Origin of the sequence: Streptomyces sp. GMY02, assembly GCF_019056675.1 — a bacterium.
GTDB classification, from domain to species: Bacteria; Actinomycetota; Actinomycetes; order Streptomycetales; family Streptomycetaceae; genus Streptomyces; species Streptomyces odonnellii.
Genome location: NZ_CP077658.1, coordinates 1878484 through 1902979, shown reverse-complemented (window position 1 = coordinate 1902979; position 24496 = coordinate 1878484). Strand labels below are relative to the sequence as shown.

The following is a 24496-nucleotide window of genomic DNA, read 5'->3' as shown; positions in this document are numbered from 1 at the left end:
TCTGTTCGGTGTTGTGATGTAAGGAAATCCATCGCCACCATGATGTGCGTCACATGGGCATGAGGGGCGGCTTCGGCCGCCTTCCCCATTTCGCTCACGGGGAAAGAGAGTTGAGTTCCCGGATGCCCTCCGGGTGACCCGCTCATTCCCGTACGGATTGGTTTCCCGGGGCGAGTTGTGAATTCAGGTCTTGTTTTCCGCCGGATGTTCCGCCTACGTTCACGTCAATCCGGACGGACCGCCGAATCCTGCCGTCGTCCGGAAACCGAACCCACTCATCCACGGCAGGAGCGGGGGACCCAGGTAAGTCGCCGGTCCGTAATCCGGACCGGCTAGGGGTGAAGCCGTGTACACAGCGCGGCCGGGCATCTCCAGCCCGAACCCGACAGCTCACCTCGCAGGCGACGGAGAGGAATTCGTCATGCCCGCAAAGGCCAAGCACCGTCGTCCCCGAAGCAGTCCGTTCGCCCGTGGTTTCGCCGCAGTCGGCACAGGTGGTGCCGTACTCGCGCTCCCGTTCGTGGCCGCGACCGCCGCCCAGGCGGCACCCGCGCACAGCGCCGCCGAGGCCCCCCGGCCGCTCACCGGCACTCTCTCCGGAACATCGGAGAAGGGGAGCCCGGAGACCTACTCCGTGGTCGCGGGGGACTCGCTTTCCGGTATCGCGGCCGGGTATTCGGTGAGCGGCGGCTGGAAGAAGTTGTACGAGGACAACCGGGACGTCATCGGCGGAAATCCGGCGCTGATCCGCCCCGGTATGAAGCTCACCCTCGGCGCGCGGACGGCGTCGCAGGAACCGGCCGGCTCCACCACCGCCGGAGAAGCCGTCTCCACGACCGCCGAGAACGCCACCGCCGAGAACGCGCCGGCCGAGAGCGCGACCGCCGAGAACGCGCCGGCCGATGCCGCCGGTACGGTCACCGAGGCCACCCCGGCGGCCGAGAAGACGTACACCAACGATCTCGACGGCTGGATCAAGGAATCACTGGACGTCATGGCGGCCAACGGCATTCCCGGCAGCTACGACGGCATTTACCGCAACATCATGCGCGAGTCCTCGGGCAATCCGCAGGCCATCAACAACTGGGACTCCAACGCCGCCGCCGGAACGCCCTCCAAGGGCCTTCTCCAGGTCATCGACCCCACATTCCAGGCCTATCACGTGCCCGGTACGTCGATGGACAGTTTCGACCCGGTCGCCAACATCACCGCCGCGTGCAACTACGCGGCCGACAGGTACGGTTCGATCGACAATGTGAACGGTCCGTACTGACCGTACCGGCTTAGGCCCTGTCCGGCGGATCTTCGCGGGCCCGGAACGCCTGGCACGGCACCTCGCTGCGTTGTCGGAGTCGTCCAAGTACGTCCAGTACGAGGACGATCCTCCGCCTTGCGATCCACCGCACCAGCCGCCCCGGGCTGATCCACGAAGATCCGCCGGACAGGACCTAGCCACCTACCGACGTACCAGCGTCATTCCTGACGCATTGTCGGGTCACGCACCATTGCCGGGCCGCTCAGAGACCTGCCCCGGCCGGGAATCGCGAAAGCGCTCCCGCCGGGGCGGGTCTCGTCATGTTCCGGTGGTCTCGGCACCGGCCGGGCGCCCCCGCACCCGCGCCAGCAGCCCCGCCGGATCGGGGTGCGTCTGAAGGCCGCTCAGAAGCAGCAGCCACAGATCGTGCAGCCCTTCTTCGATATGCCGCCGCCCCTCCAGCGCGTCGGAGACGGTGTGCAGTCCGAAGAAGGCGCAGACGACTCCGTGCGCGGCGACCTTCGGGGTGATTCCATTCGCCAGTTCCCCCTCCTGCCGTGCTTCTTCAAGGAGTTGGGTGACTGTCTCCAGCCAGCCCACGAAGGGCTTCGGAAATGTGGCGTCGATGGCGGCGCGTTCTGCCCAGAGCCGGGCACCGGCACGGATGATGACATCGTCCCTGAAGGCTCTCGCCACATCGAAACTCAGCGCCACCAGCCGTTCCAGCGCCGGGAATTCCGGCGAGCGGTGGCGTTCGATCAGCTCGGGCCAGCTCGCGAAATGCGCCTCGACCACGGCCAGGGCGAGATTCTCCTTGCTGGCGTAGTGGAAGTAGATCGCTCCGCTGGTACGGCCGGACTGCTCGCTGATATCGCTGATGCTGGTCCCGGCGTAACCCCGCTCGTCGAACAGATGTGCCGCCGCTTCCAGCAGAAACCTCCGTGTCGTTTTCGCCCGCCCCTGCTCCGCCCGAACCTGCACGTGTACTCCGGATTGCCGTTCCGTTGCATGACAGCAGGCAATGTAGCGGCTTTTCCCGCCGTACGCGGCGGGCTTGCGGGGCCCGGACCAAGGTGCGTACGGGCCCCCGGACCGGCGTGAGTACAGGGCCGTGACCGGGGTGCGCAACCGCGGGAATTGCGGTGTTCTTGTCGCATGGGCATATCGGTTGGCGACATCGCGCACGATGTCCGGCCGCTGTCCTGGTCGCGCACCGTCGCCCGCGAGATGGTGCACCGGGACTCCGTGGCCGAGGTGCTGCTCACTGACGTGCGGCGGGCCCCGGACGGCGGATTCGAAGCCGCCGCGTCCTGGCCCCGGTCCCACCCGACCTTCCCCCGTGACGGCGCCGATCTGCACAGCCCGCTGGTGATCGTCGAAACCCTGCGCCAGCTCGGGATCTATATCCCGCTCCGCTATTTCGATGTCCCTCCGGCGATGCATCTCGTCATCACCGATCTTTTCTTCGAGATCGACTTCCGCGCGGAACCCCGGGCGCTCTCCGGCGCCACCGGGGTCCTCTGTCAGGTGCGGGTGGACGACATACGCCGCGCCGCCGCCGACGGATCGATCACCGGAATGCGGCTCCATGTCTCCTTCTCGGCCTGCGGAATCGCGGCCCGTGGAGTCACGGCCTCCGGACCGGCGACCCGCGCGATACCGCCCCACGGAATGGCCCACGGAATGCCGTTCGCGCGGGCCGGCGGCGGTGCGCGGTTCCTGAATGACGCGCAGTACGAGTCGGTACGGGTCGGCCGTATGCGCCCGGCGCCGCCGACCGGAATGAATGCCCGGACGCGCCCCGATGTCCGCGATCTGGGAGTGACCGGCGCGCACGATGTCGTCGTGGCGCTCGAAGGCCCCGCCGTTCTGGTCGACCCCGCCGATCCCCGGCACCCGTTCTTCTTCGACCACCCCACGGACCATGTCCCCGGCATCATGCTGCTCGAAGCCGCCCGCCAGGCCGTGGCCGTCTACAGCGGGGGCACCTTGCTGCGCCCCGCCCGCGGCCGGCTCAAAGCAGCACGCTTTGTCGAACACAGTCCGCCTGCTCGAATTATGTGCGCGATCCACCACGACACCTGTGTGTTCCGTTTTCTGCAGGACGGCGAACAGAAGGCTTTTGGTGCCCTCTGCTACAGGTAAAAGCTCAAAATACTCTGCGAAGTCACTTGACTACGAAGAGTTTTCCTCTCTAGCGTAGCGATCGTTATGTTCTTGGGTGGTCGCCTCAACCGGCCTTATCCACAAGGCCGCGACTGCCCGGATCGCGCCCGCCCGACAGCGGGTGGCCGGCGTGCCCGCGGTGTTTCGCACTGTCGCGGCGGCCGGGGCTGCCGCTCACCGGGCTCTTCTGAACGGAACAATCGGATGACAGCTCATCGCATCCTTTCCTGGACCCCAGCGGCCATCGTCTTCGACTGCGACGGCACCCTCATGGACACCGAATGCCACTGGCAGGACGCCCGAATTCAGGCGCTGCGCGAGTACGGTTTCGCCCCCCTGCCGGGCTTCGCCGAGCGCGCCAAAGGGCTGCACTACACCGAATGCGGCCGCCTCATGGCCGAAGAGGCGGGACACCCCGAACTCACCGAGGACATGACCGAGCTGCTGCTCGGGCACTTCCGCGCCCTGGTGGCCGACAATCCGCTCACCATGCCCGGCGCCCGCCAATTGGTCGAGGAATCAAGCGAGTTGGCCCCGCTCGCGGTCGCCAGCAACTGCCCGAGGGAAGTCGTCGAATCCTGCCTCGGCACCGCCGGCCTGCTCGACCGCTTCGACCACATCGTCGTACCGGAGGGCGAGATCAGACCCAAGCCGCACCCGGACGTCTATCTGACCGCCGCACGGCTGTGCGGCGCCGAGCCCGTCGACACCCTGGCGGTCGAGGACTCCTCCTGCGGAATCCGCTCCGCCGCGCAGGCCGGAATGCGGGTCGTGGGCGTCGGGCCCTGGCCTGGGGAGGAGATCGTGGCGCTGGTGGACATCTGGGTCCGCTCGCTGAACGAACCGGAGGTACGCGGCTGGACCGGCGCCCGCGTACCCGTCCAGGTCTCCTTCGACATCATGCCCGCCGTCGGCTGACCCGCGACCCCGGAGCGCCGAAGCCCCCCGGAATCCCGGAACTCGCCCTCCCGGGGAAACGGCCTACCATGAGTCCGATGGGGCATATCCGCCCAAAGTCACCGCACAGAGAGTGGCCATCGGATGGACGAGGAACGCGCCGGCCGTCTCGTATCCTCACTGCGGGCCCGGGGAGTCATGGCCCATATGGCCCACCTGGGCGTCTACCAGTGCGGTGTGCAGATCGTGCTCATCGAGGGCGGTGAGGCGATCTGGGACATGGACGAGGTGCTGGGCCTGCGGGCGGAGGTCGTGGAGGACGGGGTCCTCGTCGGATTCGTGCCGCACGTACGGGGCTCCGAGACCTTCACCGAGGAACAGCTCGTCGACGTCATCGCCACCACCCAGTACGACAAGGAGGCACTGCGTACCCCGGCGGACGACGGCCCGGGACCGTATCTCGACGAGGACCCTCCGTACCGCGGGACCGGTCCCGTGCTTCCCTCGCGCGGCTACCGCCGCAGACTCCGGCTCCCCTGGCGGCCCCGGCGCCCGGGATAGCGGCGGCGGTGCCCGCGCCCGGCATCGGACACCGCGGCCGTCGCGTGCCCGCCACCGGGCACGCGACCGGACCGGCCCGTGCGGCTCGCGGCTCTCAGACCGTCAGAAGGCCCGGTGTCGCCGCCAGGTCCTCGGGCAGGAAGGCGTCCGGGACCGGGTACTGCCCGAGGACGAAGCGCAGGATCGAGGCGTGCATCGCCTCGACGGGGGCGATGGTGGCCGCGGTCTCGATGCCGCCCCGGCTCTTGCCGTGGTAGACGGCGGAGAGATAGGTCTGCGCGGCCTGCTCCTCCAGTTGCAGTGCGAGTTTGGCGGCGTCGTCGACGCTGGCGGCCCGGTCCAGCGCGGTGGTGACCGCCCGCTGGTTGGACAGCGGCACATCGGTGACGACGGGCTTGCCCGCGGCGGTCAGCGCCTCGTTCCAGGCCTTGGCGTGGTCGATGTGGTGGGCCATCGCCATGGTGACGAAGGTCGACACGGCGGGCGGTACGGCGCCGAACTTCTCGGCCCCCGCGGCGGCCAGGATCGATCCGTACGCCCCCACCGCCTGGTTCTCCAGGGCCGCCGACAGCGCGACGAACCGCAGCTCGGCGGTGTACATGACGGTGTCCACGGCGGCCCGGGGCGGGAGCGCCTCGGAGGGCCCGTCCTGCGGCGAGACGCCCTTCTCGTCGGTCCCGGTGCTGGAGCAGGCGGTCAGCAGGAAGGCCGCCCCGAGGCCACCGGCGTTCAGCAGGAAACGGCGGCGCCCCGCGTCCACCGGCCCGATCCGCGCGGGGCCTCCCGGATTCCCCGGCGGGCCCGCCTGCCCCAGTTCCCTGATCCGCTCGCCGAGATCCGCCGCACTCGTACGCATCGCGGGCAGCGTCTCCCGGTGCGCCTCCTCCATGTCCCTGGTGAGGCCGCTCAGCTCGTTCTCACCGATGGGCAGCTCCCAGCCGCCCCGCGCACGCCTCACAGCACCGCTCCTTCCGACATCGGCCGGGCGTTGGCGGTCGCCTGGAACACATCGGGGATCCCCGCGCTCCCCAGGGCCGCCGGCAGCCTCGGGGCGTCCGTCGGGATCTCGACCAGGTTCTCGTGACCCGAGGCGAGCAGGGACTGCACGGCCAGCAGCGTCGCGCGGTGCTGGGCCTCGACCGGCGCGACCGACGCGAAGAGCCGCCGCACCCGGGTGTCATGGACCTGGCCCACGTATTTGGTGTAGGTCCGCGCGGCCATGTCCTCCAGGGACGCGGACAGCTTGATCACATCCACCGGGTTCCTGGCTGACGACAGGGTCCGCCTGACCATGTCCCCGTACTGCTCGTCGGGCCGGGTCTGCTCCTTGCCGCCCGCCTTGACGGCCGCGGCGTTGAACGCCTTGGCGTGCTCCTGATGCTGCTGGACGGTGGTGGCGATGAACTCGGCGACCGTCTTGGTGCCGTTCTTGATGAACGGCAGCCCGGCGGCCGTACGGTAGACACTCACCGCGAGATGCTCCAGGGCCGCCGCCGTCTGCAGCGCCATGACGTCCTTCTTCGCGGCATCGTCCGCGGCGGCGTCCTTCAGGACGCGCTCGGTGATCCTGACGGCGTCGCCGTTCATGTTCCGCGACCGCTCGGTCCGTTCCTTCAGCAGCCGGGTGTCGATGTGCTCCGCGCGCATCACGCTCCCTCTCTACTCGGTACCTGTGTCCGGCGCCCGCGGCTGCGCGGGCACTGTCATCGACACATTCGCGAGGAGGCGGCCGGTCGCCCGCCGACCGCACCGGCGGCCGGAGGGTGTTTCACCTCATCGGCCGAGCGACGCGGGTGGTGCGACGAGACGGTACGAGGCGCGGTACGAGAGGGCGGTACGGGGTGGCGCGAGGCGGGTGGCAGCGGCCGGGGCCCGGCGGCGACTCCCCGCCGGGCCCCGGCCCGTACCACCCGCTCACCGGCGCGTACTCACTCCTTGACCGCGCCCGCGTTCGCGCCGTTGACGAAGTAGCGCTGGAAGCAGAAGAACAGCGCGGCCACCGGAAGCGTGGACAGCAGCGCGGCGGCCAGCTTCAGCGGATACTGCGTACCGCCGCCGAGACCGCCCGAGACAAAGCGGGCCAGGCCCGTGGTGAGCGTCTCGTACTGGCCGGACTGGGTGGCGACGAGGAAGTGGGTGAACTCGTTCCACGACCCCTGGAACGACAGGATCGTCAGGGTGATCAGCGCGGGCCTGGCCATCGGCAGGACGACGGACCAGAAGATACGGAACACCCCCGCGCCGTCCACCCGCGCGGCCTCCTCGACCTCGCGGGGCACCGACTCGAAGAACTGCTTCATGATGAAGATGCCCGCCGCGTCCACCAGCAGCGGCAGGATCATGGCCGTATAGGTGTCGAAGATCCCGAAGGTGTTGAGCACCAGGAACTTGGGGATCAGCAGCGCCACCCCCGGCACCGCCATGATCGCGAGGACGAAGCCGAACAGCAGCCCGCGGCCCGGGAAGCGCAGCCGCGCGAGCGCGTACCCCGCCATCGAGTCGAACAGCACCCGCCCGGCGGTCACCAGCACCGCCACCAGCGCCGAATTGCCCAGCCAGCGCAGGAACGGCACCCCGTCCGCTGTCTGGCTCAGCCCGAACAGCCGCTGATAGGCGGCGGTCGTCGGCGTGGCCGGCAGCAGCGAGAGCGGATGCGAGGCGGCGTCCGGATCGGTCTTGAAGCCCGTCACCAACTGCAGCGCGAACGGCAGCAGATAGAGCAGGCCCATCCCCGCCACCAGGGCGTACCCCAGCACCCGCGCGGGGACCGGGAACCGCGGCAGTACGGGCCGCCCGTGCCCGCGCGGGGCGCGCTTGCGGGACCCCCGCCCGGCCCGGTCGCTTCCGGCCCGCTCGGACACGGCCGTACCGGTGGCGCTCATCGGTTCCTCCTCGTACGCGCGCCGCGCTCACGCAGCGCCCAGCGCTGGAAGGCGGTCAGACAGAGGATCAGGGCGAGCAAAATGAACGCGATTGCCGCGCCCTGCCCGAAGTCCGCGTTGTCGAAGCCCGCCGAGTACGACAGGAAGGCCGGGGTCAGCGTCGTGTTGCCCGGCGCTCCCTGGCCCATCACATACACCTGGTCGAAGACCTGCCAGGTGGAGATCAGCCCCAGGGTGAGCACCAGGAACAGCACGGGACGCAGCGCGGGCAGCGTCACGTACCGCAGGAGCTGGCGGCGGTTGGCCCCTTCCAGGGCGGCGGCCTCCTCCAGCTCGCGCGGGATGTCCTGGAGCGCCGCGAGGAAGATCAGCATGAAGGTGCCCGAAGTGGTCCAGACGGACAGCAGGATGATCGTGCACATCGCGACCGAGGGCCCCGACAGCCACTCGAACCACGGGAGCCCCATGAAGGAGTGGTCCGCCAGCACCCCGGAGGGACGCTCGGGATCGACGATCCCCAGACCGCCCAGGATCAGCGAGAGCACCCCGCGCGGATCGGCGAACCAGTTCGGTCCCTTCACCCCGATCCACGACAGCAGGGAGTTGACCGCCCCGCTGCCCTGGAACAGGAAGAGGAAGACCGTGGAGACGGCGATGGAGCTGGTGACCGAGGGGAAGAAGAAGGCCGTACGGAGGGCGCCGCGCCCGCGCAGCACCTTCTGGTTGACGACCAGGGCCAGGCCCAGCGCCAGTACGGTCTGGAGCGGCACGGTCAGCAGGACGTAGTACGCGTTGTTGCGCAGGGCGGTCGCGAAGAGCGTGCGGTCGAGACCGTCCTCGGTGAGCAGGGCCCGGTAGTTGTCCAGGCCCACGAAGTCGGCCTGTCCCGAGAACGGGTTGGACTGCCCGTTCCAGCGCAGCAGGCTCACCCACAGCGCCATCAGGATCGGCAGGACCAGGAACAGACCGAGGACCAGCACCATGGGGCTGACGAACAGCCAGCCCCAGGCGCCCTCCCCGCGACGGCCCGCGCGGGTGGCGCGGGCCGTCGCGGGCGTACCGGGTCCGCCGGATGCGCTGTCAGGTGCGCCCGGCCTGCCGGTAGCGCGGGGGGTGCGGCGCGCACGGGGCGCGCGCATCGTGCGGAGGGACATCGGGCTCAGTTGCCCTTCGCGATGGCCTGTTCGCCGTTGCGCTGGAGGTCGGCGAGGATCTTCTTCGGGTCGGCGGTGCGCAGCGACTGGAGCTCGGTGTTGAACTGGCTCAGCACCTTGTCGAATCCGGCGATCGTCACCGGGCCCTGCGCGTAGGCACTGCCGTCCACCCAGGCCTTGGCCGCCGGGAACTGCTGGGCGTACGTGGAGAGCGCGCTGGTCCGCGACGGCATCACACCGAACGCGTCGGCGAACGCGAGCTGCTGGTCCGCGCTGGTGAGGGCCTTCACCAGATCGACGCTCGCCTCGCGGTGCGCGCTGTCGGCGGCGACGCCCCAGCAGTTGCTGAAGGCGAGGGTGCCCTGGCCGGCCGGGCCCGCGGGCAGCGGCGCCACCGCGTACTTGACGTCCGGGTAGTCGAGCTTCATGCCGCCGTCGAGCCAGTTGCCCTCGATGGTCATGGCGGCCTTGCCCTTGCCGAGCGCCTCGCCGCCCCAGCTCGTGTCCACGTTCTTGGCGAACTTCATGGACCCGGACTTCAGCAGGGACTGGACGAAGGAGAGCCCCTCGGCGTTCTCGGGGGTGTCGGCGGTCATGGTCTGCTGGTCGGCGTCGGTGACCCAGCCGCCGGCCTGCTTCATGAAGACACCCAGACGCTGGTACTCGTCGCTGGTGACCAGGCCGGTGACACCGTCGCGGGTGAGCTTGCCGGCGACGGTCTTCAGGTCCTCCCAGGTCTTCGGGTAGTCCTTCTCCGTCAGACCGGCCTTCGCCCACAGATCGGTGTTGATGGCGAGACCGAGGGTGGAGGTGTCCTTGGGCAGACAGACCAGCTTGCCGTCGTAGGTGAACGACGAGCGGAGCTGCTGCGAGAAGTCGTCGGCGTCGGATATCCGGTCGCCGTACGGGTAGAGCGAGCCGCCCTTGGCGTAGTTCGCGAACTGGTCCGAGTTGACGTAGAAGACGTCCGGCGGCTTGTGCCCGGCGAACGCCTGGGCGAGCTGCTGGTTCATGTCCTTGGCGACCTCGACGGTGACCGTGTTGCCGGACTTCTTCGCGTACGCGGCGGCCGCGGCCTTCACCGCCCCGGTCTCGGCGTCCCCCGAGGTGGCGATGAGTACGGTCAGGTTCTGCTTGGCGGCCTTGTCCTGGGCCGGCTCCTTGCTGTCGTCGAAATTGGACGAGCAGCCGGTGGCGGCCAGCAGCGCCGCGCAGGTGGCGAGTGCGGCGACGGCCGTGCGGGTGACCATGAATTCCTCCTGAAAGGGATGAAACGTGCGGCTCAGCGGCCCGGGGAGGGCGAGCTGTCAATCAGTGGGCCGGCGGCCGGGCGGTGTTGCGGTGGTACGAGGGCTCCGGCGGCGGCGAGTGCGGGGGGTGGGGCGAGGGCGGGCGCTCAGCCGGCTAACGCCGGTGTGCTGTCCCGGATGACGAGCGAGGGTTCGAGCAGGACGCGCTCGGGCGGGGCGTCCGGGGCCGCCATCCGGGCCAGCAGCAGCCGGACGCACTCGCGGCCGACGGCCTCCAGCGGCTGCGCGACGGTCGACAGGCCGGGCGACAGGAGCGCGGCGGTCGGCGAGTCGTCGAAGCCGACCACGGCGACATCCCTGCCGGGTACGGCCTGCCGCTCGCGCAGGGCGCGATAGCAGCCCAGCGCGAGCGTGTCACTGGCGGCGACCACGGCCGTGGCGCCCGCGTCGAGCAGCGGTTCCACGGCGGCCCGTGCCGCCTCGATGTCGTCGACGCTCCGGGCGTGCCGACCGCGTACCGGCAGCCCGTGCCGGCGCATGGCGCGCTGCCAGCCCTCGGCACGGTCGTCACCGACACCGGAGCCGCGCGGCCAGCCGAGGAACGCGATCTTCCGGTGCCCCAGACCGATGAGATGGTCGACCGCCGCGTCCGTCCCCGAGGCGCCGTCGACATCCGCCCAGTCGCCTATCTGGCGGCTCGACCACATCCGGCCGAAGCCCACGAAGGGCACCCCGCGCTTGGCGAGCCAGGCCTGCCGCTGGTCGCCGCGGTCGGTGCCGCTGAGCACGAAACCGTCGACGCTGTGCAGGTCGATCAGCTCCTCGTACCCCTCAAGGCCCGTGGTGCCGGGCGGCGAGGCGAACAGCAGGATCCGGTAGCCCGCCTCGTCGGCGGTCTGCGAGAGCGCGTGCAGGAACCGGTCCATCACCGGTGCCAGGGTGCCGGGCGGGGTCGGGCGTATGCCGTAGCCGATGAGCTTGCTGGAGCGGGTGCGCAGCGTCTGCGCGGCCCGGTGCGGGCGGTAGCCCATCTCGTCGATGGTGCGCCGGACCCGCTCCAGGGTCTCGGGGCGCAGCAGGCCGGGCGAGTTGAGGGCGTTCGACACGGTTTGCGGAGAGACTCCGGCCCGTCGCGCGACCATGGCCAGGGTGACCGGACCGGCCTTGGACGAAGCGGTGTCGGGGGAGCGGGGCATGGGTTCTCCGGGGCCGGTCGTACGGAAGGTGATTACATTGGAGCGTTCTAAATGCCATTGTCAACGCCCTGAAGTCGTCGTTAGGGTTCTTGGAACGCTCCAATGCCTGAGAGGTTCTGCTCTGTTGGATACAACTGTCAAGACCCACGACATAACGAAGTCCGTCGCGGGGGCTGCCCCCTCAATCGAAGGTCTCCAGCCGTTTCTGCACGACGCCTGTGTGACGCTGTACGCGCCGAGCTTCGCGATCTCGCACCCGGACGGGCAGATCGACGGCGGTGTCGACGGCTTCTTCCACGGCGACAGCAGGGCACTGGCCCGGCTCACCGTGGCGGCCGACGGCGTCGCGCTCGCACCGGTGCGCGGAGCCCTTGACGGTGCCGACCGGGCCTCCTTCCGCGCGGTGCTGCGCGGCCTCGGCGAGGACACCGCGGACCCCGCCGTCACCCTGCGCAGGATCCGCCGCGTCACCCCCGGGCGGCTGGAGGAGACCCTCGAAGTCACCAACGCGGGGCGGCAGAATGTCCGTTTCCGGCTGGCCGTGACCGCCACCACCGACCTCGCGCCGATGGAGCGCGTCAAGACCGGTGAGACACTGCCCACAGCCCCCGCCACCGCTTTTGGGAGCGGACTCGACTGGTCGCGGGGGGCCTTCGCCGTACGCCTCGCCTCCACGCCGAGGCCCACCGCGCTCGACGCGGCGACCGGACGGCTGGAGTACGAGATCGGGCTCGCGCCCGGCGAGACATGGACGGCCGTACTGCGCTGTGACGCCGCTCACGAGGACGGCGACCAGTTCCCGGCGCCCGCCGCGGACACCCTTCCGTGGAGCACCCCGGTGCTGCGCAGCTCCGACCGGCGCTTCGACCACTGGCTCGGCCAGTCCGCCGCCGACCTGGACCGGCTGCGGCTCACCGACCCCGAGGCGCCCGCAGACCAGTTCCTGGCCGCCGGAGCCCCCTGGTTCCTGACGCTCTTCGGCCGCGACTCGCTGTGGGCGGCCAGGATGCTGCTGCCCCTGGGCACCGGTCTCGCCGCCGGTACGCTCCGTACGCTCGCCCGCCGCCAGGGAGCCGCGTCCGACCCGGACACGCAGGAGCAGCCGGGCAAGATCCTGCACGAAGTCCGGCGGGCCGCCCAGGAGTTCCACGACGGCTTCGGCCTGCCGCCCGTCTACTACGGCACGGTCGACGCCACCCCGCTCTGGGTCACCCTGCTGCACGACTCCTGGCGCTGGGGCCTCGCGCCCGAGCAGGTCGAACAGCTTCTGCCGAACGCCGAGTCCGCGCTGGCCTGGATGCGCGACCACGGCGACGCGGACGGCGACGGCTTCCTCAAGTACATCGATCTCACCGGGCGGGGCCTCGCCAACCAGGGCTGGAAGGACTCCGGCGACGCCATCCGGCACCGCGACGGGCGGCTGGCCGCCGCCCCGATCGCACTGTGCGAGGTCCAGGCGTACGCGTACGAGGCGGCCCGCGGCGGCGCCGCGCTGCTGCGCGCCTTCGGCCGGCCGGGCGCCGACGAGTGGGAGGAGTGGGCCGAGCGGCTGCGCGACCGCTTCCGGAGCCACTTCTGGGTGGAGGACGAGCGGGGACCGTACCCCGCGGTCGCCCTCGACCGGGACAGGAGGCCGGTGGACTCGGTCACTTCGGGGTTCGGGCATCTGCTCGGTACGGGCCTGCTCGACCACGAGGAGAGCGCGCTGCTGGCGGCCCGGCTCAGCGCGCCCGACCTCGACTCGGGGCACGGGCTGCGCACCTTGAGCAGCGGCTCGGTGGGCTACAACCCGTACGGCTACCACATCGGTTCCATCTGGCCGCACGACACCGCGATCGCCGTGCACGGTCTGGTGAGGGCCGGGTTCCCGGACGAGGCCGGGCCGCTCGCGGCGGGGCTGCTGACCGCGTCCGAGAGCTTCGACGCGCGTCTGCCGGAACTGTTCGCGGGCCATGGCGCGGCGACCGACACCTGGCCCTCGCCCTATCCGGCGTCCTGCCGTCCGCAGGCCTGGGCGGCGGCCTCGTCCGTACTGGTGCTCCAGTCCCTGCTCGGGCTCAGCGCCGATGTCCCCGGCGGGACGCTCACCGTCGCGCCCGGGTTCGCGGAGGCGTACCGGCCGCTGGCGGTGACCGGGTTCGAGGTCGCGGGCGGGCGTCTGGACATCTCCGTGGAGGCCGACGGTACGGCGCGGATCGAGGCGCCGGCCGGGCTGGAGGTGAAGAGGGAGTACCCGGCGCCGCGTTGAGCGGGCGGTGCGGGTCGGCGCGGGCGGTCGGGCGGCGCGAGCAGGGCGGGTTCGCGGGGACTCCGGTGGCGGCCGGAGTCCTGTCGGCACCGGCCGGCTCCGGCTGACTCCGACCGACTCCGGCCGGTTCCGGCTCCTTCGGCCGACCGCATTCGATCGCCTGTCGGGCCGTGTCGCTATTGGGCCGAACGAGTGAGGGGCGGGAGGATGGCCCGATGCAGACTCAGCGCGCGGGTGGGGTGGTCCGGTGAGCAGGTACGGCAGGTACGGCGAATTCGACGCCACCGACGAGCAGTGGGAGGGCCTGGCCCAGGTCGTACCGCTGCGCGGACGCGACGAGTGGCCCTCCAGGGTCGACCACCGGGCGGACCCGCGTACGTACGAGGCCGAGAACCGGCGCTTCATCGTGTTGCGGGTGCAGGTGTTCGGGGACGCGCGGGAGGTCGCGGACCATCTCATCGCGCGGATTCCGGTGCTGCTCGATCTGACCGGTGCGGAGCCCGATGTGGCCAAGCGGATCCTGGACTTCAGCAGCGGTGTGGTCTTCGGGCTCGGCAGCGGGATGCACCGCGTCGACCGGAATGTCTTCCTGCTGGCACCGATCGGCACGGAGGTCGAGGGGATCGCGGCGGAGGCCATTCCCCGGTCGTAGGCCGGTCCTGTGGGTGCGGGGGTTCCGTCGGCGGGTTGTCGCGTGGTCGCGGGTGCTGGGTGGTTGCCGGTACCGGGCCGTCCGGGTGGCGGCGGCCGTGGTGGTAGACCTGGATCCGTGACAGAACACGATGTGGCGGGACTTCAGCGGGCCCTGGCCGAGTTCGCGGCGGCGCGGGACTGGGAGCCGTACCACACCCCCAAGAATCTGGCGGCCGCGCTCAGCGTCGAGGCCTCCGAACTGCTGGAGATCTTCCAGTGGCTGACCCCGGAGCAGTCGGCACGGGTGATGGCGGACCCGGACTCGGCGCACCGGGTGAGGGACGAGGTCGCCGATGTGCTCGCGTATCTGCTCCAGTTCTGCGAGGTGCTGGGCATCGATCCGCTTGTGGCGCTCGCGGCCAAGATGGAACGGAATGAGGTCCGCTATCCCCCCAAGCGTTCCTCGGAACCACCCAATTCTTCATGATCGTCACTCTGCGGAGTGATTGAGTTATACACATTGAGCCTGCTGTCCACAGATTTCCGCATTGCTCTGGCCTTTCCGTCGCCAGTCCCTCACTCTGGGTAGTGGAGTGAGAGGGCAGGATTGTCTTATGAACGGGGGCTGTTGGATGGATGCGGAACGGCTCATCGCGGTGAGCCGGCATGCACTGGCGGGGAGTGCGGAGCCGCTGGACGTCATCGCGGAGGCCTGCCAGGCACAGGCCCTGGCTCAGGCGATCGGTGACCGGCTGGCGATCGGCGGACCGCAGGAGCTGAGGGGCGAGGCGCGCGAGCTGGGCGAGGCCGGCGGGCGCGGCTGTGGACTGCCGGACCAGCCGGGGCTCTGCCGCGGCGGGATACGGGCGGGCGGACTCTCCGGGGTGCTGGACACGCGGGGAGCGCTGGCCGGACTGGGCACGCTGCTGGGCGAGGTGGGGATCGCCCTGGTGGCGGTGGCGTGCGCGACGGACGAGGAGGGGCTGTACTGGCAGTGCATCGAGGCGATCGACGCGGCCGACGAGTCGAGCGACCGGGTGGGCGCGCTGCTGCGCAGGCTGAGCGCACGGGAGCGGGAAGGGGGCCGGCGGTTCGAGGGTGCAGGATAGATGCATGGATCTTCGAATCTTCACCGAGCCCCAGCAAGGGGCGAGCTATGAGACGCTGCTCAGCGTGGCCAAGGCCACCGAGGACCTGGGCTTCGATGCCTTCTTCCGGTCCGACCACTATCTGAAGATGGGGTCCGCCGACGGGCTCCCCGGGCCGACGGACGCCTGGATCACCCTGGCCGGGTTGGCGCGGGAGACCAAGCGGATCCGGCTGGGCACGCTGATGACGGCCGGTACGTTCCGGCTGCCGGGCGTGCTCGCCATCCAGGTCGCGCAGGTGGACCAGATGTCCGGCGGCCGGGTCGAACTGGGCCTGGGCGCGGGCTGGTTCGAGGAGGAGCACAAGGCGTACGGGATTCCGTTCCCCAAGGAGAAGTTCGCGCGGCTGGAGGAGCAGCTCGCGATCGTGACCGGGCTCTGGGCCACGGAGACCGGCAAGACCTTCAGCTATGACGGCACCTATTACCAGCTCACCGACTCGCCAGCGCTGCCCAAGCCCGCGCAGAGCAAGGTGCCGGTCCTGATCGGCGGCCATGGCGCGACGCGCACGCCGAGGCTGACCGCGCAGTATGCCGACGAGTTCAATATCCCCTTCGCCTCGATCGAGGACACGGAGCGGCAGTTCGGCCGGGTACGGGCCGCCGCCGAGGCCATCGGCCGCCCGGCCGGTGATCTCGTGTACTCGAACGCGCTGGTGGTGTGTGTCGGCAAGGACGACGCCGAGGTGGCCCGGCGGGCGGCGGCCCTCGGCCGGGAGGTCGAGGAGCTGAAGGCGAACGGGCTGGCGGGCTCGCCCGCCGAGGTGGTCGACAAGATCGGGCGGTACGGCGCCGTCGGCTCGTCGCGGATCTATCTCCAGGTCATGGACCTGGACGACCTCGATCATCTGGAGCTGATCTCCTCGCAGGTCCAGTCTCAGCTCGCCGGTTCCTGACCCGCCGGTACCCGAGCGGCGAAGCCGGATCCTGGAGCCAGGAGCACTGGAGCAGTCATGAAACCCTCCCGCACCCTCGCTGCCGCGCTGGCGGAGGAGACCGTCGTCCTGGACGGCGGTCTGTCCAACCAGCTCGCGGACCAGGGCTGCGATCTGTCCGACGACCTCTGGTCCGCGCGGCTCCTGGCCGACGGACCCGGGCAGATCGAGGCCGCCCACGCGGCGTATGTGCGGGCGGGCGCCCGGGTGCTGATCACCTCCAGCTACCAGGCGACCTACGAGGGCTTCGCGCGGCGGGGCGTGCCGCGGCGTGAGGCGGGCGCACTGCTGGCCAGAAGCGTCGAGCTGGCGCGCCGCGCGGGCGCGGCGGGTCAGCGGGAGGTGTGGGTGGCCGCGTCGGTCGGACCGTACGGCGCGATGCTCGCGGACGGCAGCGAGTACCGCGGGCGGTACGGGCTGACGGTGGCGGAGCTGGAGCGCTTCCACCGGCCGAGGATCGAGGCCCTCGCGGCGGCCGGTCCGGACGCGCTGGCGCTGGAGACGGTGCCGGACACCGACGAGGCGGAGGCGCTGCTGCGGGCCGCCGACGGCTGCGGGGTGCCGGTCTGGCTCTCGTACTCCATCGCGGGCGAGCGCACCCGGGCCGGCCAGCCGCTCGCCGACGCCTTCGCCCTGGCGGCCGGTGCCGGGCAGGTGATCGCGGTGGGCATCAACTGCTGCGAGCCGGCCGACGCCGGCCGTGCCGTCGAGATCGCAGCCTCGGTGACCGGCAAGCCGGTGGTCGTCTACCCCAACAGCGGAGAGGGATGGGACGCGGAAACCCGGAGCTGGCGCGGCGGCGCCACATTCGACCCGGCGCGGGTGCGGTCCTGGCAGAAGGCGGGGGCCCGGCTGGTGGGCGGATGCTGCCGGGTCGGTCCGGCCGATATCGCCCGGCTCGGCACGGCGTTGGCGCGGTGAGGGCTCGCGGGGGAGCGGCCGGGTAGCCGCCCGGAGGACCGCCAGGGGGTGTCCCGGGCGATGGCCGGAGGGCGATCCGGGCGGAAAACCCCTGGTCGTGGCGGTCCTGGCGGGCAATACTCGTTCGGGTGTTCCTGACGATCAGTACGACCGGCACCCCGGAACGTCCCGCGACCGACCTCGGATTTCTGCTGCACAAGCATCCCGACCGGGCACAGACGTTCTCCACGGCGCATGGCACCGCCCATGTGCTCTACCCCGAGGCGTCCGCCGAGCGCTGCACGGCGGCGCTGCTGCTGGAGGTCGATCCCGTGGCGCTGGTACGCCGGGGCCGGGGAAAGGGCCGGGGCGGCGCGCCCGACGCGGCACTCGCGCAGTATGTCAACGACCGCCCCTACGCGGCCTCTTCGCTTCTCGCGGTCGCGCTGAGCACGGTCTTCAAGAGCGCGCTGCGCGGCGTCTGCGCCGCCATGCCCGAGCGCGCCGCGAGTCCGCTGCCGCTGCGGATCGAGATCCCCGCCGTCCCCGCGCGCGGCGGCGCCGAGCTGGTGGGCAAGCTCTTCGGACCGCTGGGCTGGACCTCCGTGGAGGCACGGCCGGTGGCGCTGGACGAGCGGTTCCCGCAGTGGGGCGAGTCGCGCTATACGCATCTCGTCCTGGAGGGCGAGCTGCGGCTCGCGGACGCGCTGCGCCAGCTCTATGTCCTGCTGCCGGTCCTCGATGACGCCAAGCACTACTGGGTCGCGCCCGACGAGGTGGACAAGCTGCTGCGCGCGGGCGACGGCTGGCTGGCCGGCCACCCGGAACAGAAGCTGATCACCAGCCGCTATCTGGCCCGCCGCTGGAGTCTGACCCGGCAGGCCATGGAGCGCCTTGAGCTGGTACGGCTCGCCGAGGCCGACGACATGGAGGTCGAGGCGCTCGACAACGCGGTGGTGCTCGACGACCCCGCGGAGGAGACCGAGGAGGCGCCGGCCGACGGCACACCGTACGGCTCCGACGGCCCGACGCGCCCCAACGGCCCGAACACCCCCAACAGCTCCGACAGCCCCGAGAACTCCGCCAGCTCCGACAGCTCCGAGAACGGCAGCTCCGAGAACTCCGACAGCTCCGGGAGCGGGAGCGCGGCGAAGGAGCCCTCGCTCGCCGATCAGCGACGCGACGCGATCCTGACCGCCCTGCGCGACGCGGGCGCGGGCACGGTGCTCGACCTGGGCTGCGGCGAGGGCCGGCTCGTACGGGCGCTGCTCAAGGACGCGCGCTTCACCCGCGTCGTCGGCGTCGACGTATCGGTACGCGCCCTGACCATCGCCTCCCGCCGCCTCGGGCTGGAGCGGCTCAGCGAGCGCCAGGCCGCCCGAGTCACCCTCGTACAGGGCGCCCTCACCTATACGGACAAGCGGCTCAAGGGGTACGACGCGGCCGTGCTGAGCGAGGTCGTCGAGCATGTCGATCCGCCGCGGCTGCCCGCCCTGGAGTACGCGGTGTTCGGTGCGGCCCGCCCCCGTACCGTCCTCGTGACCACACCGAACGCCGAGTACAACGTGCGCTGGGAGACCCTGCCCGCCGGGCACGTACGCCACAGCGACCACCGCTTCGAGTGGACCCGCGAGGGGTTCCACGGCTGGGCCGACGCGGTCGCGCGGCGCCATGGCTACACCGTCGCGTACGCCCCGGTGGGCCCCGACGACCCCGAGGTGGGACCGCCCACCCAGATGGCCGTCTTCAGCCGCCGCGAGGAGAACGGCCACCAGGAAGGAAAGGCCGCATGAGCGACATACCAGACACCTCCGCCGGTGGCGCGGCCACCGTGACCACCGCGCCGGACTCCGCCACCGCGCCGCACTCCGCCGCCCCGCGCGGTCTCGCGGTCCCCGATCTCTCCCTCGTCGTGCTGATGGGCGCCACCGGCTCCGGCAAGTCCACCTTCGCCAGAAGCCACTTCAAGCCCACCCAGATCGTCTCCTCGGACTTCTGCCGCGGTCTGGTCGCCGACGACGAGAACAACCAGAGCGCCAGCGGCGACGCCTTCGACGTCCTGCACTACATCGTGGCCAAGCGGCTCGCGGCCGGCCGGCTCACCGTCGTGGACGCCACCAATGTGCAGCCCGAGAGCCGCAAACAGCTCGTACGGATCGCCCGCGAGCACGATGTGCTGCCCGTGGCGATCGTTCTCGACCTGCCGGAAGAGGTGTGCGCGGCGCGCAACGCGGGCCGTCCCGACCGGTCCGGGATGCCCCGCCATGTCATCAAGCGCCACCGCGCCGAACTCCGCCGCTCGCTGCGCGGCCTCGAACGCGAGGGCTTCCGCAAGGTCCACATCCTGCGCGGCGAGCGCGAGGTGGCCGCCGCCGGGGTCGTCCTCGAACGCCGCTACAACGACCTCACCCACCTCACCGGCCCCTTCGACATCATCGGCGACATCCACGGCTGCCGCTCCGAGCTGGAGACCCTGCTCGGCAAGCTCGGCTACCAGGACGGCGCCCACCCGGAGGGCCGCACGGCGGTCTTCGTCGGCGACCTCGTCGACCGCGGCCCCGACAGCCCCGGAGTGCTCCGCCTGGTGATGGACATGGTCGGGTCCGGCAACGCCCTGTGCGTACCGGGCAATCACGAGAACAAGCTCGGCCGCTGGCTCAAGGGCAAGAAGGTCCAGCACACGCATGGACTCGCCGAGACCGTCGAGCAGTTCGAGAAGGAGGACGACGCGTTCCGCGCGCGGGTACGGGAGTTCATCGACGGCCTGGTCAGCCACTACGTCCTGGACGGCGGCAAGCTGGTCGTCTGTCACGCGGGGCTGCCCGAGAAGTACCACGGCCGCACTTCGGGCCGGGTACGCTCGCACGCCCTGTACGGCGAGACCACGGGGGAGACCGACGAGTTCGGCCTGCCCGTGCGCTACCCCTGGGCCGAGGACTACCGGGGTCGGGCCGCTGTGGTGTACGGCCACACACCCGTACCGAACACCTCATGGATCAACAACACCATCTGTCTGGACACCGGCGCGGTCTTCGGCGGCCGGATGACCGCGCTGCGCTGGCCCGAGCGCGAACTCGTCGACGTACCCGCCGAGCGGGTCTGGTACGAGCCGACGCGGCCGCTGGCCACCGAGGCGCCCGGCGGCCGGGAGGGCCGGCCGCTGGACCTGGCCGACGTACAGGGCAGACGGACGGTCGAGACCCGCCACATGGGGCGGCTCGCGGTACGCGAGGAGAACGCGGCGGCGGCGCTGGAGGTCATGAGCCGCTTCGCGGTCGACCCCCGGCTGCTCGCGTATCTCCCGCCCACCATGGCGCCCACCGCGACAGCCGCCCCGGACGTGGCCGGCGGGCCGTTCCTGGAGCACCCGGCCGAGGCCTTCACGCAGTACCGCGCGGACGGGGTCGACCGGGTCGTGTGCGAGGAGAAGCACATGGGCTCACGCGCGGTGGCGCTGGTCTGCCGGGACGAGGCGGTGGCGCGCGAGCGCTTCGGCACGGCCGGGGTGACCGGCGCCCTGCACACCCGCACCGGCAGGCCCTTCTTCGACGACCCGGCGGTCACCGAGCAGATCCTGGAGCGGCTGCGCGCCGCCGTCACGGCCGCCGGACTGTGGGCGGAACTCGGCACGGACTGGCTGCTGCTGGACGCCGAGCTGATGCCCTGGTCGCTCAAGGCCACCGGGCTGCTGCGCACCCAGTACGCGGCGGTCGGAGCCGCGGCGGGCGCTACCTTCCCGGCCGTGACCCGGGCCCTGGAGGCCGCGGTCGCCAGGGGCGTCGAGGCCGGCGATCTGCTGGCGGTGCAGCGCGGGCGCGCGAACGACGCGGCCGCGTTCACCGAGGCGTACCGGCGCTACTGCTGGACCACGGACGGGCTCGACGGGGTGCGGCTCGCGCCGTTCCAGCTCCTGGCCGTCCAGGGCCGCAGCCTGGCCGGAGTCCCGCACGACCAGCAGCTCGCCTGGCTGGACCTGCTGGTCGAGCACGACCCCACCGGGCTGCTCCAGGTCACCCGGCGGCTGATCGTCGACACGGGCGACGAGGAATCGATGCGCGGAGGCGTCGACTGGTGGCTGGAGATGACGGAGCGCGGCGGCGAGGGCATGGTGGTCAAGCCGCTCGCGGCGCTGGTACGGGACGCGAAGGGGCGGCTCGTACAGCCGGGCATCAAGGTGCGCGGCCGGGAGTACCTGCGGATCATCTACGGTCCCGAGTACACCCGTCCGGACAATCTCCAGCGCCTGCGCAACCGGTTCCTCGGCCACAAGCGGTCCTTGGCGCTGCGGGAGTACGCCCTCGGCCTTGAGGCGCTGGACCGGCTGGCGGACGGCGAGCCGCTGTGGCGGGTCCACGAGGCGGTCTTCGCTGTCCTGGCGCTGGAATCGGAACCGGTCGACCCCCGTCTCTGACCGGTTGGTCCCGGTCTCTGCCGGTCGGCCCACGACCCGGGCCGGTCGACCCCGGTCTCTACCGGTCGGCCCACGACCCGGGCCGGTCGATCCGCGTCTCCGGCCGGTCGGTCCCCGTGTCCGGCGGGTCGGTCCCCGTGTCCGAGTGGGCCGCCCGTCGCGGGCACCGGGCCGCCCGGCCCGGTCCCGCCGCGGGCCCCCGCTGAGACCGTCCTCTCATCCGCTGCCGTTCACCGCGTGAATCACGCGCCGTGCGGTGAGGATGGTGGCATGGGATTCCATGTCGACTCCGAGACCGGCCGACTGCGCCGCGTCATACTGCACCGGCCGGATCTGGAGCTGAAACGGCTCACGCCCGGCAACAAGGACGCGCTGCTCTTCGACGACGTGCTGTGGGTACGGCGTGCCCAGGAGGAGCACGACGCCTTCGCCGCGGTGCTCCGCGACCGGGGCGTGCACGTGCATCTCTTCGGCGAGCTGCTGCGCGAGTCGCTGGAGCTTCCGGCGGCGCGGCGGCTCGTACTGGACCGGGTCTTCGACGAGAAGGAGTACGGGCCGCTCGCCACCGGCCATCTCCGCGCGGTCTTCGACGCGCTGCCGACGGACGAGCTGGTCGAGGCGCTGGTCGGCGGGATGACCAAGCGCGAGTTCCTGGAGCGGCACGCGGAGCCGACCTCCGTCCGCTTCCATGTGATGGCGCTGGACGACTTCCTGCTCGACCCGCTGCCGAACCACATCTTCACCCGTGACACCTCCGCCTGGATCTACGACGGGGTGAGCATCAACGCCATGCGCTGGCCCGCCCGGCAGCGCGAGACCGTGCACTTCGAGGCGATCTACAAGCACCATCCGCTCTTCACCGGCCCGGACGCCGGTGACTTCCACCACTGGTCGGAGGGGCAGGACGACTATCCCTCGACGATCGAGGGCGGCGACGTCCTGGTGATCGGCGGCGGAGCCGTACTGATCGGGATGAGCGAGCGCACCACCCCGCAGGCGATCGAGATGCTGGCCCGGGGGCTCTTCGCGACCGGTTCCGCGAACACCATCGTGGCGCTGGACATGCCCAAGAAGCGGGCGTTCATGCATCTCGACACGGTGATGACGATGGTCGACTCCGACACCTTCACGCAGTACGCGGGGCTCGGCATGCTCCGCTCGTACACCATCGAGCCGGGCGGCGACGGGTTCGAGCTGAAGGTCACCGACCATCCGCCGGAGCATATGCACCGCGCGATCGCGGCGGCCCTCGGGCTGGCGGAGATCCGGGTGCTGACCGCCACCCAGGACGTGCACTCGGCGGCGCGCGAGCAGTGGGACGACGGCTGCAATGTGCTGGCGGTCGAGCCCGGGGTGGTCGTGGCGTACGACCGCAATGTCACCACCAACACGCATCTGCGCAGACAGGGCATCGAGGTGATCGAGATCCCCGGCAGCGAACTGGGCCGGGGGCGGGGCGGACCGCGCTGTATGAGCTGCCCGGTGGAACGCGCCGCGGTCTGAGAGACGTACCCCGGCGCGCGGTATCGCCCATCGTATAGCAATACGGGTCATCGTATATAGTTCCATGGTCCCGGTTGGGGCCGCCCTCTTGCTTTCCGCCCCTTTTTCCTTTTCCTCTCCGCGCCCCCAGGAGCAGCCACCATGGCGATAGACCTCGCAGGCCGCCACTTCCTCAAGGAACTGGACTTCACGGCCGAGGAGTTCCGCGGCCTGATCGACCTCGCCGCCGAGCTGAAGGCCGCGAAGAAGGCGGGCACCGAGATCCAGCGGCTGCGCGGCAAGAACATCGCGCTGATCTTCGAGAAGGCCTCCACCCGTACCCGCTGCGCCTTCGAGGTGGCGGCGGCGGACCAGGGCGCGGCCACCACGTATATCGACCCATCCGGTTCGCACATCGGGAAGAAGGAGTCGGCGAAGGACACCGCCCGAGTCCTCGGGCGGATGTACGACGGCATCGAATACCGCGGCGACGCCCAGGCGACCGTCGAGGCACTGGCCGCGCACGCGGGCGTTCCGGTCTTCAACGGCCTGACGGACGCCTGGCATCCGACCCAGATGCTCGCCGATGTGCTGACCATGACCGAGCACAGCGCCAAGCCCCTGACCGAGATCGCCTTCGCCTACCTCGGCGACGCCCGCTTCAACATGGGCAACTCGTACCTCGTCACAGGCGCGTTGCTGGGCATGGACGTACGGATCGTCGCGCCGCGCGCCTACTGGCCGGCCGATTCGGTCCTCGCCCTGGCACGCGAGGCCGCCCAGGTCAGCGGCGCGCGGCTGACCCTCACCGAGGAGATCAAGGAGGGCGTCGCGGGCGCGGACTTCGTGGCCACCGATGTGTGGGTGTCGATGGGCGAGTCGAAGGAGGTCTGGGACGAGCGGATCGCCGCGCTCGGTCCGTACTCCGTGACCATGGACGTGCTGCGCGCGACCGGGAACCCCGAGGTGAGGTTCCTGCACTGCCTGCCGGCGTTCCACGACCTGGACACGGCGGTCGGCCGTGAGATCCACGAGCGGCACGGTCTGAGCGAGCTGGAAGTCACCGACGAGGTCTTCGAGTCGGCGCACTCGGTCGTCTTTGACGAGGCCGAGAACCGGCTGCACACCATCAAGGCGGTCCTGGTGGCCACGCTCGCCGGGAACGGTTCGACGGCCGCGAACGGGGTGACGGCCACGGGGCTTCGCTGACCGCGGAGGCGGCGGCGGAGGGGGCTGCGGAGGGGCTGCGCCTCGTCGGCCGCGGGGCCGGAGGGCGGCGGTGGCGGAAAGCGGAACGGGGGGTGCGGAGACGGCGTGCATTGGTCTACGCCAAACCGCCCTGTCCCTGTATTCTCATCCGTGGCCAGCGGCACACAATC

General features: G+C 70.8%; 21 protein-coding genes and 1 riboswitch. Of the genes, 14 read left to right on the top strand and 7 right to left on the bottom strand.

Annotated features, from left to right (window positions below):
• Positions 1 to 262: 262 nt before the first annotated feature.
• Positions 263 to 417, top strand: a riboswitch (cyclic di-AMP (ydaO/yuaA leader).
• 4 nt (positions 418 to 421) lie between these two features.
• Positions 422 to 1273, top strand: a complete 852-nt coding sequence (locus KQY30_RS07905; protein ID WP_217306230.1) for a transglycosylase SLT domain-containing protein — start codon at positions 422 to 424, stop codon at positions 1271 to 1273.
• A gap of 300 nt (positions 1274 to 1573) precedes the next feature.
• Here the strand turns inward: KQY30_RS07905 and KQY30_RS07900 are convergent, their stop codons facing one another.
• Positions 1574 to 2236 (bottom strand): ScbR family autoregulator-binding transcription factor, encoded by a 663-nt coding sequence (locus KQY30_RS07900; RefSeq protein WP_217306229.1) that lies wholly within the window; start codon positions 2234 to 2236, stop codon positions 1574 to 1576.
• A gap of 174 nt (positions 2237 to 2410) precedes the next feature.
• Here KQY30_RS07900 and KQY30_RS07895 point away from each other — a divergent pair, with 174 nt between their 5' ends.
• The 3 genes from KQY30_RS07895 (at position 2411) to KQY30_RS07885 (ending at position 4879) form a co-directional block, all read left to right on the top strand.
• On the top strand, positions 2411 to 3400 hold the full coding sequence (locus KQY30_RS07895) for an AfsA-related hotdog domain-containing protein (RefSeq protein ID WP_217306228.1): 990 nt from the start codon (positions 2411 to 2413) through the stop codon (positions 3398 to 3400).
• A gap of 225 nt (positions 3401 to 3625) precedes the next feature.
• Entirely contained in the window at positions 3626 to 4339 is a 714-nt protein-coding gene (locus tag KQY30_RS07890) for an HAD family phosphatase (RefSeq protein ID WP_217306227.1), read from the top strand.
• Positions 4340 to 4462: 123 nt separating this feature from the next.
• Positions 4463 to 4879, top strand: coding sequence for a hypothetical protein (locus tag KQY30_RS07885; protein ID WP_217306226.1), 417 nt, complete (start codon positions 4463 to 4465; stop codon positions 4877 to 4879).
• 94 nt (positions 4880 to 4973) lie between these two features.
• Here KQY30_RS07885 and KQY30_RS07880 read toward each other — a convergent pair whose 3' ends face one another.
• The 6 genes from KQY30_RS07880 to KQY30_RS07855 form a co-directional block, all read right to left on the bottom strand.
• Positions 4974 to 5837 (bottom strand): ferritin-like domain-containing protein, encoded by an 864-nt coding sequence (locus KQY30_RS07880; protein ID WP_254407012.1) that lies wholly within the window; start codon positions 5835 to 5837, stop codon positions 4974 to 4976.
• On the bottom strand, positions 5834 to 6526 hold the full coding sequence (locus KQY30_RS07875; RefSeq protein WP_254407011.1) for a ferritin-like domain-containing protein: 693 nt from the start codon (positions 6524 to 6526) through the stop codon (positions 5834 to 5836). Before KQY30_RS07875 ends, KQY30_RS07880 begins: the two co-directional genes overlap by 4 nt.
• A 281-nt stretch (positions 6527 to 6807) precedes the next feature.
• Positions 6808 to 7761, bottom strand: a complete 954-nt coding sequence (locus KQY30_RS07870; protein ID WP_217306224.1) for a carbohydrate ABC transporter permease — start codon at positions 7759 to 7761, stop codon at positions 6808 to 6810.
• Positions 7758 to 8900 (bottom strand): carbohydrate ABC transporter permease, encoded by a 1143-nt coding sequence (locus tag KQY30_RS07865; protein ID WP_254407010.1) that lies wholly within the window; start codon positions 8898 to 8900, stop codon positions 7758 to 7760. Before KQY30_RS07865 ends, KQY30_RS07870 begins: the two co-directional genes overlap by 4 nt.
• Positions 8901 to 8920: 20 nt before the next feature.
• A complete protein-coding gene (locus KQY30_RS07860) occupies positions 8921 to 10165 on the bottom strand; it encodes an extracellular solute-binding protein (protein ID WP_217306223.1) in 1245 nt (414 codons plus the stop codon).
• 146 nt (positions 10166 to 10311) lie between these two features.
• A complete protein-coding gene (locus tag KQY30_RS07855) occupies positions 10312 to 11361 on the bottom strand; it encodes a LacI family DNA-binding transcriptional regulator (protein WP_217306222.1) in 1050 nt (349 codons plus the stop codon).
• A gap of 124 nt (positions 11362 to 11485) precedes the next feature.
• On the opposite strand from KQY30_RS07855, the gene KQY30_RS07850 reads away from it, so the two are divergent.
• The 10 genes from KQY30_RS07850 (at position 11486) to argF (ending at position 24326) form a co-directional block, all read left to right on the top strand.
• Positions 11486 to 13609, top strand: coding sequence for a glycogen debranching N-terminal domain-containing protein (locus tag KQY30_RS07850; RefSeq protein ID WP_254407009.1), 2124 nt, complete (start codon positions 11486 to 11488; stop codon positions 13607 to 13609).
• Positions 13610 to 13856: 247 nt separating this feature from the next.
• Entirely contained in the window at positions 13857 to 14261 is a 405-nt protein-coding gene (locus KQY30_RS07845; protein ID WP_217306220.1) for a cell division protein SepF, read from the top strand.
• Positions 14262 to 14378: 117 nt separating this feature from the next.
• Positions 14379 to 14729, top strand: coding sequence for a nucleotide pyrophosphohydrolase (locus KQY30_RS07840; RefSeq protein WP_217306219.1), 351 nt, complete (start codon positions 14379 to 14381; stop codon positions 14727 to 14729).
• 145 nt (positions 14730 to 14874) lie between these two features.
• Complete coding sequence (locus KQY30_RS07835) at positions 14875 to 15351, top strand: DUF6099 family protein (protein WP_217306218.1); 477 nt, start codon at positions 14875 to 14877, stop codon at positions 15349 to 15351.
• Positions 15352 to 15355: 4 nt separating this feature from the next.
• Entirely contained in the window at positions 15356 to 16285 is a 930-nt protein-coding gene (locus KQY30_RS07830; protein WP_217306217.1) for an LLM class F420-dependent oxidoreductase, read from the top strand.
• Positions 16286 to 16342: 57 nt separating this feature from the next.
• Positions 16343 to 17245 carry a homocysteine S-methyltransferase gene (gene mmuM, locus KQY30_RS07825; RefSeq protein WP_217306216.1) on the top strand — a complete coding sequence of 301 codons (903 nt, stop codon included), beginning with the start codon at positions 16343 to 16345 and terminating at the stop codon, positions 17243 to 17245.
• Positions 17246 to 17373: 128 nt separating this feature from the next.
• A complete protein-coding gene (locus KQY30_RS07820) occupies positions 17374 to 19017 on the top strand; it encodes a 3' terminal RNA ribose 2'-O-methyltransferase Hen1 (protein ID WP_217306215.1) in 1644 nt (547 codons plus the stop codon).
• Positions 19018 to 19142: 125 nt separating this feature from the next.
• The gene (locus KQY30_RS07815) at positions 19143 to 21635 is read left to right on the top strand and encodes a polynucleotide kinase-phosphatase (RefSeq protein ID WP_254407552.1); all 2493 of its coding nucleotides are present in this window, start codon (positions 19143 to 19145) and stop codon (positions 21633 to 21635) included.
• A 270-nt stretch (positions 21636 to 21905) separates the two neighbouring features.
• Positions 21906 to 23138 (top strand): arginine deiminase, encoded by a 1233-nt coding sequence (locus KQY30_RS07810; RefSeq protein WP_217306213.1) that lies wholly within the window; start codon positions 21906 to 21908, stop codon positions 23136 to 23138.
• Between the two features lie 141 nt (positions 23139 to 23279).
• Entirely contained in the window at positions 23280 to 24326 is a 1047-nt protein-coding gene (argF, locus tag KQY30_RS07805) for an ornithine carbamoyltransferase (RefSeq protein ID WP_217306212.1), read from the top strand.
• Positions 24327 to 24496: the final 170 nt, after the last annotated feature.